Consider the following 17,468-nt stretch of genomic DNA (forward strand, 5'->3'; position numbering starts at 1 on the left):
CTTCGGTGAAAGCGGCGTCCCGTTCGCGCTGAAACGAACGGGACGCGCCAATCACATCACTATGCGCCGAAGGTGCGCTGCCACCAGCCGCGGCGGGGGTTGGCGTTGTCTTCGCCTTCGGCCGCTTCGATCTCAGCCGCATCGGCGACCGCCGCGACGGCGGGGTTGGCTGCGGGGGCAGCGTCCGCCGGGGTGGCGTCCTCGACGGCCGGAGCCGCGGCTTCGGCGGCGTCCGCTTTCTTGCGCCGGGTCCGCTTGGGCTTCGGCTTTTCAGCCGGAGCCTCGTCGCTGTCCGTAGCCACGACGGACGCTTCGGCCGTTTCGGGAGCGGCTTCCGCCTCGACCTTCTTGCGACGCGTGCGCTTGGGCTTCGGCTTTTCTTCCGCTTCCGCCTCGACCGGCGATTCGGGGACGACTTCGACCGGAGCCTCGACGGTTTCGACCGTGTCGGCATCGGCAGCGCGCGCCCGTGGGCGACGACGTGCCCGCTTGGGCTTTTCGACGGCTTCTTCCGCGACCGGTTCGACCGGTTCGGACGCCGCGATCACCGCCTCGTCGACCGGCACCGCGCCGTCCGCATCGGCAGTCTCACCCGCATCGACCGCATCGTCGCCGCTCGCAGCCGTTTCGCTGCGGCGCGCGCCGCCGCGACGGCCGCGCCGGCGCCGCTTGCGCTTTTCGCCGCATTCGTGGCTATTTTCTTCGGACGGTTCGCGATCGTCGGCGTCCTGCGCGTCGTCCGAGCCTTCCGACTCGTCACGATCGGCCTGAGCGTCTTCACCCTCGACCGCTTCGCCTTCGTCGCGTCCACGGCCGCGGCGTCCGCGGCGGCGGCGGCGCTTGCGACCGCCTTCGCCGTCGGCATCGTCGCGCTCGCGGCGGGCACGCAGTTCGGCTGCTTCGGCTTCTTCCTCGTCGGCTTCGTCCTCAATGTCTTCGGGATAGTCTTCCTCGACCTCTTCGACGACCGGGGCAAACCGGGGCGCATAGGCAGGCGGCGGGCCGCTCGCCTCAACCGACATGCGCGCACCCTCCAGTTCGCCGTCCGACAGGATTTCGACGCGAACGCCGTAGCGTTCCTCGATCTCGGCGATGTCGGCGCGCTTGTTGTTGAGCACGTAGAACGCCGCTTCCTGGCTGGCGCGCAGCGTGATGTGCGATCCGCGACCGCGCGCGGCCTCGTCTTCGATCAGCCGGAGTGCCGACAGGCCTGCCGACGATGCGGTGCGGACCAGCCCGGTGCCTTCGCAATGGGGGCACTGGCGGGTCGACGCTTCGAGCACGCCGGTGCGCAGCCGCTGGCGGCTCATTTCCATCAGCCCGAACGCGCTGATACGGCCGACCTGGATGCGGGCGCGATCGTTTTTCAACGCCTCCTTCATCGCCTTTTCGACCTTACGGACGTTGGACGAATGATCCATGTCGATGAAATCGATCACGACCAGCCCGGCCATGTCGCGCAGCCGCAATTGGCGCGCGATCTCCTGCGCGGCTTCAAGGTTGGTTGCGGTCGCGGTCTGTTCGATCGAATGTTCGCGCGTCGAGCGCCCGGAATTGATGTCGATCGACACCAGCGCCTCGGTCGGGTTGATGACCAGATAGCCGCCCGATTTCAGCTGGACGACCGGGTGATACATCGCCGCTAGCTGATCCTCGACATGGTGGCGCTGATAGAGCGGCACCGCGTCCGAATATTGCTTCACCTTGCGCGCATGGCTCGGCATCAGCAGTTTCATGAAATCCTTGGCCTGACGATAGCCTTCCTCGCCCTCGACGATCACCTCGTCGATCTCGCGGTTATAGATGTCGCGGATCGCGCGCTTGATGAGGTCGCTGTCGCCATAGACGAGCGCAGGCGCGGCGGATTTCAGCGTCTCCTCGCGGATCCCGTCCCACAGGCGCGCCAGATAGTCGAAATCGCGCTTGATCTCGGTCTTGGTGCGCTGGAGCCCGGCGGTGCGGACGATGCACCCCATCGTCGGCGGCAGCGTCAGTTCGGACATGATCGACTTCAGCCGCTTGCGGTCCGACGCGCTCGAAATCTTGCGGCTGATGCCGCCGCCATGCGCGGTGTTGGGCATTAGCACGCAGTAACGGCCCGCCAGGCTCAGATAGGTGGTCAGCGCCGCGCCCTTGTTGCCGCGTTCTTCCTTGACGATCTGGACCAGCAGCACTTGACGCCTGCGGATCACGTCCTGGATCTTGTACCGCTTGCGCAGGTTCAACCGGCGCTGACGCAGCGCCTCGACCGCCGGGTCTTCGCTGCCGTTCTTCTTGCGGCCGCGTCCGCGGCGGCGATTGTCGCCGCTTTCCTCGTCGGTGCCCTCGGCGTCATCCTCGTCGGCATCGTCGCCATGCTCGGCTTCGTCCTCGTCGGACGGACGCTCGACCACTTCGACGTCGCCGTCCTCGTGATCGTCGTCGTCATGATCCGCCTCGGCGCGCAGCGCGGCCTCTTCGGCGGCGTGTTCGGCCTCTTCGCGGAGCAGCGCTTCGCGATCTTCACGGGGGATCTGATAATAATCCGGGTGGATTTCGCTGAACGCCAGGAACCCGTGGCGATTGCCGCCATAATCGACGAACGCCGCCTGAAGCGACGGTTCGACGCGGGTTACCTTGGCGAGATAGATATTGCCTTTGAGCTGCTTGCGCTCGGCGCTTTCGAAATCGAACTCCTCAATCCGGTTTCCCTTGACGACCGCCACGCGGGTTTCTTCCCGGTGGCGTGCGTCGATCAGCATACGCGTTGTCATGAAAGTCTCTCCACGCGCGCCGTCCCCGTGAAAGGTTCGGCCGCGCGCTCATAGGGGTCGCGACCGGGCGGTAAAGCGCCGCTCCGTTCGCACGATGTGGATGATGTGCCTCTGCTGCATCGACATGTCCGACCCGGTGGGTTGGAACTCCCGTCGCCGCACGGCCGCTCGAACGAGCGCCGAGTTGCGGAAATGACGGGAAAGGCCTCATGCAGCGTCAACCTGGATGCGCCGTCCCCGAAGGAAGCTGGGGGCGGGCGATGAATGCCGAAACAAACTGCGGCGCACATGTCGCAGCTTTCCGGTCACCCTGCGGCCTAGCACCGCCGGGCGTGCGCATCAACTGGCAGCTTCTTGCCGGTCGACCGGCAAGATTATGCCGAACGGCAAATTAACCGCACACATGAACCGCGATTGAAGGCGGCAAGCCCTATCCGATGCTCAACAGGGCAGTAACGACGGGTATAGCGCATGATTTTCGGCTGGACCGGCATCGGCTCCGCTTGGCATAGCCTGCGTATGGGGCTGTTCGTCACGATCCTCCTGATGTGGTTTCAGGGTGCGCCTGCGCTGGCGGGCGTGGTGACGGCGGTCGAGGTGCGCGACGACCGCATCGTCCTGACCTTCGACGCGCGGGTGGCGGACGCATCGGCATTCCTGCTCGCCGGCCCCGACCGGATCGCGGTTGACGTGACCGGCGCTCAGCCGGGGCAGGGACAGCTGGTGTCCGGCGGCCCGGTGGCGGCGGTGCGCCAGGGAAATCACGGTGACGGCGCGCGGATCGTGTTCGATCTGGCGCGCCCGGCGATCGTCACGGAGGGTAGCTTCGGACGCGATGGCCGAACGCTGACGCTGATGCTCAAACGCGTCGACCCGCGCGGCTTCGCGCAGGCAAGCGGGGCAGGGCGGATCGACATCCTGCCCAGCTTTTCGATGGGCAAGCGCCCCGAACGCCCGGCGGCAACGAAAGTTCGCGTCGCGGTGCCGCCCGCGAAAAAGGGTGCCACCCTGCCGCGCATTCACGGCGTCGCCGACGACAGCCGCCCGCTGGTGGTGATCGACGCGGGGCATGGCGGGCACGATCCCGGCGCGATCGCCGCCGACGGCACGCGAGAGAAGGACCTGACGCTTGCCACCGCGCTCGCGATCCGCGACGCGCTGGTCAAATCGGGGCGGGTGCGGGTGGCGCTGACCCGCGAGGACGACCGCTTTCTGATCCTCCAGGAACGATATGGCATTGCCCGGCGGCTGGGCGCCAACCTGTTCATTTCGGTGCACTGCGACAGCGCAGGCAATGTCCAGGCATCGGGCGCGACCGCCTATACCCTGTCCGAAGTCGCCTCCGATCGCGAAGCCGCGCGACTGGCGGCGCGCGAGAACAAGGCGGATGTGCTGGCGGGGGTGAATCTCGCCGAACAGACATCCGACATCTCTTCGATCCTGATCGACCTTGCCCAGCGCGAAACGCTCAACACTTCGGCCCGCTTCGCACGGCTGCTGGGGCGCGAGGCCAAGGATCGCATCCCGACCCGCGAACATTTCCATCGAATGGCGTCGCTGATGGTGCTGCGCGCGCCCGACATGCCGTCGGTGTTGTTCGAAACGGGCTATCTGTCGAACGAAGGCGATGCGAAATTTCTGAATTCCGACCGGGGCCGGATGCGGATCGCGGAGACGGTGCGCGAATCGGTGGAGATCCATTTCGCGACCCAATTGGCAGCGCGATAGAGCTGAAAGCCACCCGATCCGCCGCGAACCACTGGCAGCGGCGTCAAATCCTGCTAAACCGCGATCATCATGGCCGATGTCGATGCGTCTTCGTACAATCTGAAACTGCAACGCGGGATGAGCGGGTGGCGCGCGCGCTGGGCGCACGTCGAGGATCGGTTCGCCGTCCTCAACACCCGCTGGTGGTTCCGCACGCTGGCATGGCTGGCGTTGCTGGCGGGTGTCGGCTTCGTTACCACCTATACGCTGCTGACCCGCGACCTGCCGTCGGCGGAGGCGCTCAAGGAATATGAGCCGCCGCTGCCGACCAATGTGCGCGCCGCCGACGGACTGCCGATCTACAGCTATGCGCGCGAACGCCGGGTCGAATTGTCGTACGACGAATATCCCCAGGTGATGATCGACGCGATCCTGGCCGCCGAGGATCGCAATTTCTTCGACCATTCTGGTGTCGATTACGTCTCGATCGTCGGTGCCGTCATCAGCAACATGCGCAGCGACGGTCGCCCCGTCGGCGCATCGACCATCACCCAACAGGTCGCCAAGAACCTGCTGCTCGACAACGAGGTCAGCTATATCCGCAAGGCGCGCGAGGCGATCCTCGCGTTCCGCATCGAGGATTCGCTGACCAAGCAGCAGATTCTTGAGCTGTATTTGAACCAGATCGCACTGGGCCGGAACGCGTTCGGCGTCGAATCGGCGGCGCAGGCCTATTTCGGCAAGAGCGTGGCCGACCTGGCGCTGCACGAGGCGGCCTATCTGGCGATCCTGCCCAAGGGGCCGTCCAACTACATGCCCGAACGCCATCAGGCGCGCGCGATCGGGCGGCGCAACTGGGTGTTGGGCCAGATGCTGCGCAACGAATTCATCACCCAGGCCCAACATGACGCGGCGGTGCGGATGCCGCTGGGGGCGATCCCGCGCCAGACGCCGACGCAGGAAAGCCTAGGCGGTTATTTCATCGAGGATGTGCGCCGCGAACTGATGGAGCGGTTCGGCGAAACCGACGAGGCCGGTCCCAACAGCGTCTATGCGGGCGGACTGTGGGTACGAACCTCGCTCGATCCCGATATCCAGCGCCATACGACCAAGGCGCTGCGCGACGGCTTGTTGCGCTTCGACCGCGCGCGCGGCTGGTCGGGTCCGATCCGCGAAGCCGAATTCGAAGGCGATGGGTGGGAGAGCGCTTTGCTCAACACCAACATCGCGCTCGATTACGAGGACTGGCGCGCGGCGATCGTGATTTCGAAAACGGGCGACACCGCGGCGATCGGCTTTGCCGACGGCACGCAATCCACGCTGTCGCGCGGCAATGCCACGATGCCGGTGCGCGGCGAAGGCGGCACCGCCTTCGCCAAGCTGAAAGCGGGCGACATCATCGCGGTCGCCCCTGCCAGCGGCGACTACGCGCTGCGGTCGATCCCGCGCGTGTCGGGCGGCATGGTCGTGCAGGATCCGCGCACGGGCCGCGTGCTGGCGATGCAGGGCGGCTTCGACGCCAGCGTCCAGGCGTTCAACCGCGCGACGCAGGCCCAGCGTCAGCCCGGCTCCACGATCAAGCCGATCGTCTATACCGCCGCGCTCGAACGCGGAATGACCCCCGCGACGCTCATCAACGACGGCACCTTCTGCGTCGATCAGGGCGCCGGGCTGGGGCGCAAATGCTTCCGCAATTTCGGTAACCAGCGCGGCGCAGGGATGCGGACGATGCGCTGGGGCATCGAACAGTCGCGCAACCTGATGACGATTCAGGCGGCGAACACGACCGGGATGAACCACGTCACCGACCTGATGCACGAAATCGGCGCGAGCGCGGAGAATTTTCCCAACTATCTCAGCTATGCGCTGGGTGCAGGGGAATCGACGGTGCTGCGCATGACCAATGCCTATTCGGTGCTGGTCAATCACGGCCGCGCGCTCAACCCCACGCTGATCGATTTCGTCCAGAACCGGCGCGGTCAGGTGATCTGGCCGGAAAACTGGCGCGCATGCGAGCGCTGCAACCTGCGCGACTATGATGGCCAGCCGATGCCCCGCCCCCGTGCGCGCACGCGTCAGGTCGTCGATCCGATGAGCGCGTATCAGATGGTGCATGTGCTCGAAGGCGTCATCCAGCGCGGCACCGCCACGACGCTGCGCGACCTGAAACGCCCGATCATGGGCAAGACCGGCACCTCGTCGGGTCCGCGCGACGTGTGGTTCATCGGCGGTACGCCGCAGATGATCGCCGGGCTGTATCTGGGCCACGACACGCCGACCAATCTGGGCAATGCGCAGGGCGGGACGATCGCCGCGCCGATCTTCAAACAGTTCGCGACCGCCGCCTATGAAGGGATGGAGGTGCTGCCGTTCCGCGCGCCTGCGGGCACTCGCATGGTGCGGATCGACCGCATGTCGGGGCGTCCGGTCTATGGAACCTGGCCGACCGACGATGCGCGTGCCAGCGTGATCTGGGAAGCGTTCAAACCCGAAAGCGAACCGCGCCGCACCGCCCGCACCACCGGCAACGACGAACGGGAAGCGCCCAAGGTCGAAGCGAAGGCGGTAACGCGCCAGGTCGAAGCGCAACCGCGCGACAGCGACTTCTTGCAAAGACAGGGCGGAATCTACTAGCCGCTGTTCAAGTGGTTCGTCATTCCCGCGGAGGCGGGAATCCATAACCTCGAACGCATGAGAATATGGATTCCCGCCTCCGCGGGAATGACGTCTTTAATACCGGAGTCAATTATGCGCGCCGAAGCGCAATCTCATATCGATTCGATCAAGGAAGCGCTCGCGCTGCTCAGGCGTTCGCTCGATTGGGACCGCGCGTTGCGCCGTCTCGACGAGCTGAACGCGCGCGTCGAGGATCCGACGCTGTGGAACGACGCCAAGGCCGCGCAGGACGTGATGCGCGAGCGTCGCCGCCTCGACGAAGCGATCACCGCGACCCGCGCGATCGAACAGGAATTGTCGGACACGTCCGAACTGATCGAAATGGCCGAGGCCGAAGGCGATCAGGAAATGGCGGACGAGGGCACGGCGGCGCTCGCCGCGCTTGCCGAACGCGCCGAGCGCGACAAGGTAATGGCGCTGCTGTCGGGCGAAGCCGACGCCAACGACACCTATATCGAGATCAATTCGGGCGCGGGCGGCACCGAATCGAACGACTGGGCGGGCATGCTCCAGCGCATGTACACCCGCTGGGCCGAACGCCACGGGCTGAAGGTCGAACTGATCGACTATCATGCGGGCGAGCAGGCGGGGATCAAATCGGCGACCCTGCTGGTCAAGGGCGAGAATGCGTACGGCTATGCCAAGACCGAAAGCGGCGTCCACCGGCTGGTCCGCATTTCGCCCTATGACAGCGCGGCGCGGCGGCACACCAGCTTTTCCAGCGTCTGGGTCTATCCGGTGATCGACGACAATATCGAGGTCGATTTCAACGAAAGCGACCTGCGGATCGACACCTATCGCGCATCGGGCGCGGGCGGCCAGCACATCAACACCACCGACTCCGCGGTCCGCATCACCCATTTGCCGACCGGCATCGTCGTCCAGTGCCAGAATCAGCGTTCGCAGCACAAGAACAAGGCGGAGGCCTATAATCAGCTCCGCGCGCGGCTTTACGAGCGCGAACTCGCCGAGCGCGAGGCGGTCGCCAATGCGGAGAACGCGACCAAGACCGATATCGGCTGGGGGCACCAGATTCGGAGCTACGTCCTCCAACCGTACCAGATGGTCAAGGATTTGCGCACCGGTGTGACCTCGACCGCGCCCGGCGATGTGCTAGACGGGGATCTCGACGCCTTCATGGCCGCTGCCCTGTCGCAGCGCGTCACCGGCGAAAGCGTCGAGGTGGAGGACGTCGATTGAGCCTGACGCATGCGCTGTTCCTGACCCTGCCGATCGCGCTGACGCTGTCGGCGTGCGAGGTCAATCCACCGCGCGCGCAGGGCAATAACGAGACCGAGGATGTCGGCACGTTTCCGCCCGCCGACCGTCCGGTCGCCACCATCGTCTCCAGCCGCTGGTCCACCGAGGAAGCGCGCGACCGGCTGAACGAGGCCGAAACCGTGATGGACCGCGCCGGGATTCGCCCCGGCATGACTGTCGCCGATATCGGTGCGGGTGAAGGCTATTACACCACGCGCCTCGCCGCGCGCGTCGGCGAGGACGGGCGCGTGCTGGCGCAGGACATCATCCCCGAGGTTCGCGACACGCTGGCCCAGCGCGTCGCGCGCGAACGGCTCGACAATGTGAGCGTCCGGCTGGGCGTCCCCGAAGACCCGAGGCTGCCCGATGCCAGTTTCGACCGCATCTTCATGGTCCATATGTATCACGAGATTGCGGAGCCTTACGAGTTTCTGTGGCGGATGCGACCGTCGCTGCGCCCCGAGGGCGAGGTCATCGTCGTCGATGCCGACCGGCTGACCCAGAATCACGGGACGCCGCCCGACCTGCTCAAATGCGAATTCGCCGCCGTCGGCTACCGGCTGGTTTCGATGCAGACGATGCCGTCGGCGGGCGGCTATATGGCGGTATTCCGCGCCGAAGGACCGCGCCCCGAACCCGCCGACATCGCCTCGTGTCGCTACACGCCCAATGCCGAGCGGCTGGATCGCGAGCAACCGGGTCGCGACGCGCGGCTTACATCAGACCGAGCGCGCGCAGGCTGACGCTCCTGTCGGTGGTCACGATCCAGTGATCGACCAGCCGCACGTCGAACATCGCCAGTGCGCGCGATAATCGCCGCGTCGCATCGATGTCTGCCCGCGATGGCCGCGCGATGCCGCTCGGGTGGTTGTGCGCCATCACCAGCCCGTCGGCGTCGAGCAGGATCGCTTCGCGTACGATTCGCCGGATCGGCAATTCGACCAGATCGGGCAGCCCCGACCCGATCGTCCGCGTGCCGAGCAACCGGCCGCATCGCGCGAGATAGGCGAACGCGGCGACTTCATGCTCGGCACCAGCCAGAGTCCTGTCCAGCCGCCGGGGCCGCTTCCCCGCGGAAGCCTGCGCGTCCGACGCCAAGGCCAAAGTCACCCCCATGACAATCAGGGAGTTTTTCGGCTTCGGCGCACGGCGTCGATACCCAGACGGGTCGGGATCGGATGCGATCAACTCCGTTTCGGATGCATCTCACCGGCTTGGCGGCCCGCCGCGCACGCGCTACGCCAGTTCCCATGCGGCAATATCTCGACCTGATGCAGCGCGCGCTCGACGACGGCGCGATCCAGCACGACCGGACCGGCGTCGGCACGCGCAGCGTGTTCGGCGCGCAGATGCGATTCGACCTGAGTAAGGGCTTTCCGGTGCTGACCACCAAGAAGCTGCACCTCCGCTCGATCATCGTCGAACTGTTGTGGTTCCTGCGCGGCGACACCAATGTCGGCTGGCTGCGCGACCGCAAAGTGAGCATCTGGGACGAATGGGCCGACGAGAACGGCGATCTCGGCCCCGTTTACGGAAAGCAATGGCGCGACTGGGAAGCCGCCGACGGACGCCATATCGACCAGATCGCGGAGTTGCTTGAGACGATCCGCACGAGCCCCGCCTCGCGCCGCCAGATCGTCACCGCCTGGAACCCCGGCGAACTTCACGCAATGGCGCTATCCCCGTGCCACTGCCTGTTCCAGACGCATGTTGCGAACGGCAAGCTGTCGTTGCAGCTTTATCAGCGTTCGGCGGACATCTTCCTCGGCGTGCCGTTCAACATCGCCAGCTACGCGCTGCTGACGCACATGCTCGCGCAACAGGCAGGACTGGAGGTCGGCGATTTCATCTGGACCGGCGGCGATTGCCATCTCTACGAAAACCATCTCGACCAGGCACGCGAGCAACTGGCGCGCGAACCGGGAGCGCTTCCCCGTTTGGAAATCAAGCGCAAGCCATCCTCGATCGACGCTTATGACTATGAGGATTTCGAGCTGATCGATTATGTCGCGCAAGCCCACATCAAGGCGCCCGTGGCGGTATGAACGCCAACCCAGATACTCCTCCGCCGGGGGAGTTTAGGTGATGCTCACCCTCATCCTCGCACGCGCGCGTAACGGCGTGATCGGCATCGACGGCAAACTCCCCTGGCATCTCCCCGCCGACCTGAAACGCTTCAAGGCGATGACGATGGGCAAGCCGATGGTAATGGGGCGCAAGACCTTCGACAGCTTTCCCAGCCCGCTTCCGGGCCGCCGGCACATCGTTCTTACGCGCGACCGCCGCTGGTCCGCCCCCGGCGCCGAAGTCGCACACAACCCCGACGATGCGCTCGCGCTGGCGGGCGAGGGCGAGGTCGCGGTGATCGGCGGGGCGGAGGTGTTCGCGCTGTTCCTCGACCACGCCGATCGCATCGAACTGACCGAGGTGGATTGCGTACCGGAGGGTGATGCACTGGTTCCCGATTTTGGTTCCGAATGGCATGAATTGTCGCGCGAAGACCACGCGGCAGAGGGCACACGCCCCGCCTACAGCTTCGTCACGCTCGCGCGGCAGGGCAGGGACGGCTGATCACGCCGTACCCCCGAGAAGGCGAGTGTCCAGGGCATCGAGTATTGAGGCTTGCCGGACTGGACTCCTGCCTGCGCGCGAGTACGGTCGGGGCAGGCTAGGGTGGGGGACGTGGCACTATGCGCAAATATGTGTTCGGCACGCTCGCCCTGATCCTGGTGGCGGTCGGCATGTTCTTCCTGCTCGCGCCCGGCATCGCCGAGCGGTCGATGAACAAGGTGGAGCCGACCGACCTCCCCGAAATCACGCCCGAGGCGCGCGAACTCCATGCGCGGCTCGCCATCGCCGACCTGCACGGCGATACCTTGCTGTGGAAACGCAGCCTGCTCGACGCCGCCGATCGCGGCCAGATCGACGTGCCGCGCTTGCAGGCGGGCAATGTCGCGCTTCAGGTGTTTTCGTCGGTTACCAAGACGCCGAAAAACCAGAATTACGACGCCAATTCGGACCGTACCGACAACATCACGGCGCTTGCCATCGGCCAGTTGCAGCCGATCCGCACCTGGGGATCGCTGCTCGAACGCTCATTGTGGCATGCGACCAAACTCGACCGCCAGTCGCGCGCGTCCGAGGGGCAATTGCGCGTCATCCGCAACGCCGCCGACATCGATTCATTGCTCGCACAGCGGCGCGGCGGTGCGCAGGTGACCGGCGCCTTGCTGTCGATCGAGGGGTTGCAGAATCTCGAAGGGCGGCTCGACAACCTCGACCGCCTCCATGCCGCAGGATTCCGTATGGCCGGGCTGACCCATTTCTTTGACAATGAAGTCTCCGGGTCGATGCACGGCGAGGTGAAGGGTGGCCTCACCCCGCTTGGTCGTCAGGTCGTCGTGCGGATGGAGCAGTTGGGGATGATCGTTGACATCGCCCATGCCAGCCACACGTCGGTCGCGGAGATCTTGGCGATGGCGCGCCGCCCGGTCGTCTCCAGCCATGGCGGGGTGCAGGCGACCTGCAACGTCAACCGCAACCTGTCGGACGAAGAGATTCGCGGGATCGCGGCGACCGGCGGGGTGATCGGCATCGGCTATTGGGATGCGGCGGTGTGCGGCACCTCGCCACGCCACATCGTCGATGCGATCGCGCATGTCCGCGACCTCGTGGGCATCGACCATGTCGGGCTGGGTTCCGATTTCGACGGCGCGGTGACCACCGGTTTCGATACCAGCCAGTTGGTCGCGATTACTCAGGAATTGATGGACCGCGGGTTCAGCGAAAGCGAAATCGCGCAAGTGATGGGCGGTAATGTGTTGCGGTTGCTGAGGGCAGGGGTGGAACCGCTCTAAATTCCTCCCCCATCGGGGGAGGGGGACCATGCGAAGCATGGTGGAGGGGGTTTAGCCGCGGGCGGTGCGCTTCGGGCCAGCCCCCTCCGTCAGCACTTCGTGCTGCCACCTCCCCCAGAGGAGGAGGAGTTTAGTTGGGACTTCCACCCCGCACCCCGCACCCCTATAGCCGCGCCGATATGGAGCGGCTCGACGGCAACACGCCTATCCCTGAACATCTGGCGGGCGCGATCGTCGCGCTCGGCAATTTCGACGGGTTTCATGCCGGGCATCAGGTGGTGGCGGGCCGCGCGATCGACTGGGCGCGCGCCGAGGGGCGACCCGCGATCATCGCGACCTTCGATCCGCATCCGATGCGCCATTTCCGGCCCAACACGCCGCCGTTCCGCCTGACCACGCTCGACCAGCGCCAGCGGTTGTTTGCCGAAGCCGGGGCCGACGCCATGCTGGTGTTCGCGTTCGACCGCGATCTCGCGAGCCTGCCCGCGCGCGCCTTTGCCGAACAGCGGCTGGTCGAGCGCCTCCGCGTCGGCGGCGTCGTCACCGGTGCGGATTTCACCTTTGGCAAGGGCCGCGACGGCAATGTCGCTGTGCTGGCGGCGCTTGGCGAGGAGTTGGGCTTCGGCGCGCAGACGGTCACGGCGGTCGATGACGGCACGGGCACGATTTCATCAAGCCGCATCCGCGACCTGCTGGTCGAGGGACGTCCGCGCGATGCTGCCGCGTTGCTGACGCGGCCCTTCGTGGTCGAGGCGGTGGTCGAACCCGGCGCGCAGCTTGGTCGCCAGCTTGGCTATCCGACCGCCAACATGCGGCTCGGCAACTATCTTCGCCCGAAATACGGCATCTACGCAGTGCGTGTGACGCTGCCTGACGGGCGCGTGCTCGACGGGGTCGCCAATCTGGGGGTGCGTCCGACCATCGCGGGTCAGGCGGAGGAATTGCTCGAGCCCTATTTCTTCGATTTTTCCGGCGATCTTTATGGCCAGACGATCGAGGTCGCGCTGATCGACTTCCTGCGGCCAGAGGCAAAATTCGACGATCTGGAAGCGCTGAAGGCGCAGATGGCGAAGGATTGCGACGCGGCGCGCATCGCGCTTGCGCGCTAGCCCCTTTCCCCGCCGCGCGGCTTCCGTTAACGCCAGCGCCAAATGACCGACGAAACCAGCGCCCAACGCGACTACCGCGACACCGTCTTCCTGCCGAAGACCGACTTCCCGATGAAGGCGGGCCTCGCCGCCAAGGAACCCGCGATCCTCGATCGTTGGGCGCGGATCGGCGTGTACGACCGGCTGCGCGAACAGCGTCGGGGCCGTGAGCGCTTCATCCTTCACGACGGCCCGCCCTATGCCAATGGCGACATCCATATGGGCCATGCGATGAACAAGGTGCTGAAGGACATCGTCGTCCGCAGCCAGACGTTGATGGGCAAGGACGCGCCCTATATCCCCGGCTGGGATTGCCACGGCCTGCCGATCGAATGGAAGATCGAGGAAGCGTATCGCAAGAAGAAGCTGAACAAGGACGAGGTGCCCCAGGCCGAATTCCGCGCCGAATGCCGCGAATACGCCGCCAATTGGGTGGGCATCCAGCGCGCGCAGTTCGAGCGGCTGGGCGTGATGGGCGATTGGGAAGACCCGTATCTGACCATGAACTATGCCAGCGAAGCGGTGATCGCGGGCGAACTCCTCAAATTCGCGATGAGCGGCCAGCTCTATCGCGGCGCGAAGCCGGTGATGTGGTCGCCGGTGGAAAAGACCGCGCTTGCCGAGGCCGAGGTCGAATATGAGGATGTGGTGTCGACCCAGATCGACGTCGCGTTCGAGATCGTCGATGCCCCGAACGCGCCGGAGTTGGTCGGTGCCCACGCGGTAATCTGGACGACGACGCCGTGGACAATCCCGGTGAACCAGGCTTTGGCTTATGGTGAAGAGATTGAGTACGTTGCTGTCCGTCTGTCGGGCGGGATGGTCACAGAGCCAGTCCCGGGCGATTGGACACTCCTTCCGGACCCGTTCCACCAGATCGTCGTGGTAGCTGAAACACTCGTACGCTCGATGTATGGAAGGCGTGGCATTTCTCATGCGAAATGGGATGTGCTTTGGCAGGGAAAGGGTTCGGACCTTGCCGGCGCCACCGCTCGCCACCCGATGCACGCGCTCGGCGGTTTCTTCGCCAAACCGCGCCCATTCCTCCCCGGCGATTTCGTCACCACCGACGCGGGCACCGGGCTCGTCCACATGGCGCCGGACCACGGCGAGGACGATTTCCTGCTGTGCAAGGCGCATGGGCTCGACCCCGTCTTTGCGGTGGCCGGCGAGGGCAAGTATCGCGACGACTGGCTGTGGCTGGGCGGGCAGGGGAGCGTCATCAACCCGAAGTTCGTCGCGTCCGGAAACGGCGGCAAGCTGGAGGAAGGCCCGATCTGCCGCGACCTTCGCGAGGCGGGCGCGCTGCTCGCCGCCTCGGACGATTTCGCGCACAGCTATCCGCATTCGTGGCGGTCCAAGGCCAAGGTGATCTTCCGCGCGACGCCGCAATGGTTCATTCCGATGGACCGGCCTGCTGCGGGCGTCTCGCAGCGTTTCTCGACTTCGCTCGAAACGAACGGGGTCGGGGACGGGGATCAAAAAACGCCGTTCGTTTCGAGCGAAGTCGAGAAACGTGCCCCAGGCGCAGCCGCCGACGAACTGCCCGGTTTCGCGCAGGCCGCGGGCTTCGGCCCCGTGGTCAATCCCGGCACCAACGCCCCGACCTTGCGCAACCTCGCGCTCGACGCGATCGAACACACGCGCTTCGTGCCCGCAAAGGGCCGCAACCGCATCCATGCGATGGTCGAGGGGCGCCCCGACTGGGTGATCAGCCGCCAGCGCGCCTGGGGCGTGCCGATCGCGCTCTACGTCAACCGCGCGACCGGCGATTACCTCCGCGACGAAGCCGTCAACGAACGCATCCTCGCGGCCTTTCGCGAAGGTGGGGCCGACGCCTGGTATGCCGCCGATCATCAGGCGCTGCTCGGCCCGGATTACGCGCTTGAGGATTATGAGGTCGTCACCGACATCCTCGACGTGTGGTTCGACAGCGGTTCGACCCATGCCTTCGTCATCGAACAGCGTTACGGCGAAGGCGTCTGCGCCGACCTGTATCTCGAAGGCTCCGACCAGCATCGCGGCTGGTTCCAGTCGTCGCTGCTCGAATCCTGCGGCACCCGCGGGCGTGCGCCCTACGGTGCGGTCCTGACCCACGGCTTCGCGCTCGACGGCAATGGGCGCAAGATGTCGAAATCGCTCGGCAATGTCGTCGATCCATTGAAGATCATCGGCGAAAGCGGCGCTGACATATTGCGCATGTGGGTCGCGCAGACCGATTATTTCGAGGATGTGCGGATCGGCAAGGAAGTGCTGGCCGGGACCGGCGATGCGTATCGCAAGCTGCGCAACACGTTCCGCTACATGCTCGGCGCACTCGACGGGTTCAAGGATGCGGAAGCGCTGTCGGTCGAACATTTGCCCGAGCTGGAGCTGTATATCCTCCACAAGCTCGGCCAGCTCGACGTCGAACTACGCGCGGCGGCGGAAGCGTTCGAGTTCAACCGCTATATCCGCGCGCTGACCGATTTCGCGAACGAGGACCTGTCGGCCTTCTTCTTCGATATCCGCAAGGATTCGCTCTATTGCGACGCGCCCGGTGACCCCAAGCGCCGCGCCTATCGCACCGTGCTCGATCATCTGTTCCACGCACTGGTCCGCTACGCCGCGCCGATCATCCCCTTCACGGCGGAAGAAGTGTGGCAGGCGCGCTTCCCGTCCGAAGACGGCTCGGTGCATTTCCTCGAATGGCCCGATTTGCCCGCGCTGCCCGGCGACGACGCGATCTCCACCGAATGGGAGGATGTCCGTCGCCTTCGCGAGCGGGTGACCGAAGCGATCGAACCGCTGCGCCGCGAAAAGACCGTGCGGTCGAGCCTGGAGGCCGAAGTCACCGTGCCCGATCTGATCGAGGATGCCGACCTGCTCGCCGAAATCTTCATCGTCGCGAAGGTGACCGAGGGCGGCGAGGACATCGCGGTCACCCGCACCAAACACCACAAATGCGGCCGCTGCTGGCGGCTGTTGCCCGACGTGAGCGAAGACAGCGCGCTGTGCGGGCGCTGCGAAAGCGTCGTCGCTCAGGGGGTCGCAGCATGACTAGCAACGCACGCTTCGGCTTCGGCATCGCGGCGATCATCTTCGGCGTCGATCAGCTCATCAAATACATTGTCACTGACGTGCTCGGCATCAGCTATCAGGGCGCGGTGATGGAATTGCTGCCGTTCTTCGACCTGCGCTTCGTTCCCAATATCGGCGTGTCGCTGGGGCTGCTGCCCGCCAACAGCGATGCGATGCGCTGGGGGCTGGTGGTGATGACCGCGCTGATCGCGGGCGGTGTCAGCATCTGGATGCTGCGCGAAAAGAATCGCTTCGACGTGCTGGCGCTGTCGCTCGTCCTGGGCGGGGCGCTCGGCAATATCGTCGATCGCGCGCGGTTCGGCTATGTCGTCGACTATGCCGACCTGCATTTCGGCGAGTGGCGGCCGTTCCTGATCTTCAACGTCGCGGACGCCGCGATCACCATCGGCGTCGTGATCCTGCTTGCCAGAGCGATCTTCGTGCGCGAAAAGCCCGAGACGGCTTCGGCCGATATGGAGAATCCCCATGCGTAAAGTTTCTGTTTTCGCTTTGTCGGCGGCTGCCGTCGTGCTTTCCGGCTGTGCCTCGCTCGGCCTGGGCGACCGTCAGCGTCCCGACGAATTCGCCGTCGCGCGTCAGGCGCCGCTGGTGATCCCGCCCGATTTCGGCCTGACCCCGCCCCAGACGGGCGCGACTCGCTCGACCGAAGGAACTGCGCAGACCCAGGCGCTCCAGGCCCTGTTCGGCGGCCCCGCCCCGCGCAGCGATGCCGAACGCAACGCGCTGAACGCGGCTGGCCAGCCGACGGCGGAACCCGGCGTGCGATCGGCAGTGGGCGATCCGCAGACCAACGTCATCGACAAGGGTTCGACCACGCGCGACATCATCGCAGCCCCCCCCGGCGACGGTCAGGCGACGCGGGTGACCACCCCCGGCGGCGAATAAGCCCACCGGTTTCGGATATGAAAAGAGCCCGGAAGGATGATCCTTCCGGGCTCTTTTCTGTCAGGCAGATTTTCCCGCCGCGCTCACCCTGAGCTTGTCGA

13 protein-coding genes are annotated in these 17,468 nt (G+C 65.5%); 11 read left to right on the forward strand and 2 right to left on the reverse strand.

What is annotated here, in order from left to right:
* Positions 1–59: 59 nt before the first annotated feature.
* A complete protein-coding gene (locus ACX0GZ_RS05575) occupies positions 60–2,753 on the reverse strand; it encodes an Rne/Rng family ribonuclease (RefSeq protein ID WP_458814206.1) in 2,694 nt (897 codons plus the stop codon).
* A gap of 471 nt (positions 2,754–3,224) precedes the next feature.
* Between ACX0GZ_RS05575 and ACX0GZ_RS05580 the strand changes: the two genes are divergently transcribed.
* From ACX0GZ_RS05580 to ACX0GZ_RS05595, 4 genes are all read left to right on the forward strand, one after another.
* Entirely contained in the window at positions 3,225–4,481 is a 1,257-nt protein-coding gene (locus tag ACX0GZ_RS05580) for an N-acetylmuramoyl-L-alanine amidase (protein WP_458814208.1), read from the forward strand.
* A 69-nt stretch (positions 4,482–4,550) separates the two neighbouring features.
* A complete protein-coding gene (locus ACX0GZ_RS05585) occupies positions 4,551–7,094 on the forward strand; it encodes a penicillin-binding protein 1A (RefSeq protein ID WP_458814210.1) in 2,544 nt (847 codons plus the stop codon).
* Positions 7,095–7,208: 114 nt separating this feature from the next.
* A complete protein-coding gene (gene prfB, locus ACX0GZ_RS05590; protein WP_458814212.1) occupies positions 7,209–8,336 on the forward strand; it encodes a peptide chain release factor 2 in 1,128 nt (375 codons plus the stop codon).
* Positions 8,333–9,139 (forward strand): class I SAM-dependent methyltransferase, encoded by an 807-nt coding sequence (locus ACX0GZ_RS05595; protein WP_458814214.1) that lies wholly within the window; start codon positions 8,333–8,335, stop codon positions 9,137–9,139. Before prfB ends, ACX0GZ_RS05595 begins: the two co-directional genes overlap by 4 nt.
* Here the strand turns inward: ACX0GZ_RS05595 and ACX0GZ_RS05600 are convergent.
* Complete coding sequence (locus ACX0GZ_RS05600) at positions 9,111–9,512, reverse strand: JAB domain-containing protein (RefSeq protein ID WP_458814216.1); 402 nt, start codon at positions 9,510–9,512, stop codon at positions 9,111–9,113. The genes ACX0GZ_RS05595 and ACX0GZ_RS05600 overlap by 29 nt on opposite strands.
* Positions 9,513–9,646: 134 nt before the next feature.
* Here ACX0GZ_RS05600 and ACX0GZ_RS05605 point away from each other — a divergent pair, with 134 nt between their 5' ends.
* The 7 genes from ACX0GZ_RS05605 (at position 9,647) to ACX0GZ_RS05635 (ending at position 17,367) form a co-directional block, all read left to right on the forward strand.
* Positions 9,647–10,441, forward strand: coding sequence for a thymidylate synthase (locus ACX0GZ_RS05605; RefSeq protein WP_458814218.1), 795 nt, complete (start codon positions 9,647–9,649; stop codon positions 10,439–10,441).
* 40 nt (positions 10,442–10,481) lie between these two features.
* A complete protein-coding gene (locus ACX0GZ_RS05610) occupies positions 10,482–10,967 on the forward strand; it encodes a dihydrofolate reductase (RefSeq protein WP_458814220.1) in 486 nt (161 codons plus the stop codon).
* Between the two features lie 119 nt (positions 10,968–11,086).
* A complete protein-coding gene (locus ACX0GZ_RS05615) occupies positions 11,087–12,253 on the forward strand; it encodes a dipeptidase (RefSeq protein WP_458814222.1) in 1,167 nt (388 codons plus the stop codon).
* A 179-nt stretch (positions 12,254–12,432) separates the two neighbouring features.
* Positions 12,433–13,362 (forward strand): bifunctional riboflavin kinase/FAD synthetase, encoded by a 930-nt coding sequence (locus tag ACX0GZ_RS05620; protein WP_458814344.1) that lies wholly within the window; start codon positions 12,433–12,435, stop codon positions 13,360–13,362.
* A gap of 42 nt (positions 13,363–13,404) precedes the next feature.
* Positions 13,405–16,440 (forward strand): isoleucine--tRNA ligase, encoded by a 3,036-nt coding sequence (locus ACX0GZ_RS05625; RefSeq protein ID WP_458814224.1) that lies wholly within the window; start codon positions 13,405–13,407, stop codon positions 16,438–16,440.
* Entirely contained in the window at positions 16,437–16,955 is a 519-nt protein-coding gene (gene lspA, locus ACX0GZ_RS05630) for a signal peptidase II (protein ID WP_458814226.1), read from the forward strand. Before ACX0GZ_RS05625 ends, lspA begins: the two co-directional genes overlap by 4 nt.
* The gene (locus ACX0GZ_RS05635) at positions 16,948–17,367 is read left to right on the forward strand and encodes a DUF3035 domain-containing protein (RefSeq protein ID WP_458814228.1); all 420 of its coding nucleotides are present in this window, start codon (positions 16,948–16,950) and stop codon (positions 17,365–17,367) included. Before lspA ends, ACX0GZ_RS05635 begins: the two co-directional genes overlap by 8 nt.
* Positions 17,368–17,468 lie beyond the last annotated feature (101 nt).

This window comes from Sphingomonas aestuarii, assembly GCF_054457155.1.

Coding starts and splice junctions, on each gene's coding strand:
- ACX0GZ_RS05620 (WP_458814344.1), top strand. CDS start 12,433: ATGGAGCGGCTCGACGGCAACACGCCTATCCCTGAACATCTGGCGGGC.
- ACX0GZ_RS05615 (WP_458814222.1), top strand. CDS start 11,087: ATGCGCAAATATGTGTTCGGCACGCTCGCCCTGATCCTGGTGGCGGTC.
- ACX0GZ_RS05610 (WP_458814220.1), top strand. CDS start 10,482: ATGCTCACCCTCATCCTCGCACGCGCGCGTAACGGCGTGATCGGCATC.
- lspA (WP_458814226.1), top strand. CDS start 16,437: ATGACTAGCAACGCACGCTTCGGCTTCGGCATCGCGGCGATCATCTTC.
- ACX0GZ_RS05575 (WP_458814206.1), bottom strand. CDS start 2,753: ATGACAACGCGTATGCTGATCGACGCACGCCACCGGGAAGAAACCCGC.
- ACX0GZ_RS05600 (WP_458814216.1), bottom strand. CDS start 9,512: ATGGGGGTGACTTTGGCCTTGGCGTCGGACGCGCAGGCTTCCGCGGGG.
- ACX0GZ_RS05585 (WP_458814210.1), top strand. CDS start 4,551: ATGGCCGATGTCGATGCGTCTTCGTACAATCTGAAACTGCAACGCGGG.
- ACX0GZ_RS05605 (WP_458814218.1), top strand. CDS start 9,647: ATGCGGCAATATCTCGACCTGATGCAGCGCGCGCTCGACGACGGCGCG.
- ACX0GZ_RS05625 (WP_458814224.1), top strand. CDS start 13,405: ATGACCGACGAAACCAGCGCCCAACGCGACTACCGCGACACCGTCTTC.
- ACX0GZ_RS05635 (WP_458814228.1), top strand. CDS start 16,948: ATGCGTAAAGTTTCTGTTTTCGCTTTGTCGGCGGCTGCCGTCGTGCTT.
- prfB (WP_458814212.1), top strand. CDS start 7,209: ATGCGCGCCGAAGCGCAATCTCATATCGATTCGATCAAGGAAGCGCTC.
- ACX0GZ_RS05580 (WP_458814208.1), top strand. CDS start 3,225: ATGATTTTCGGCTGGACCGGCATCGGCTCCGCTTGGCATAGCCTGCGT.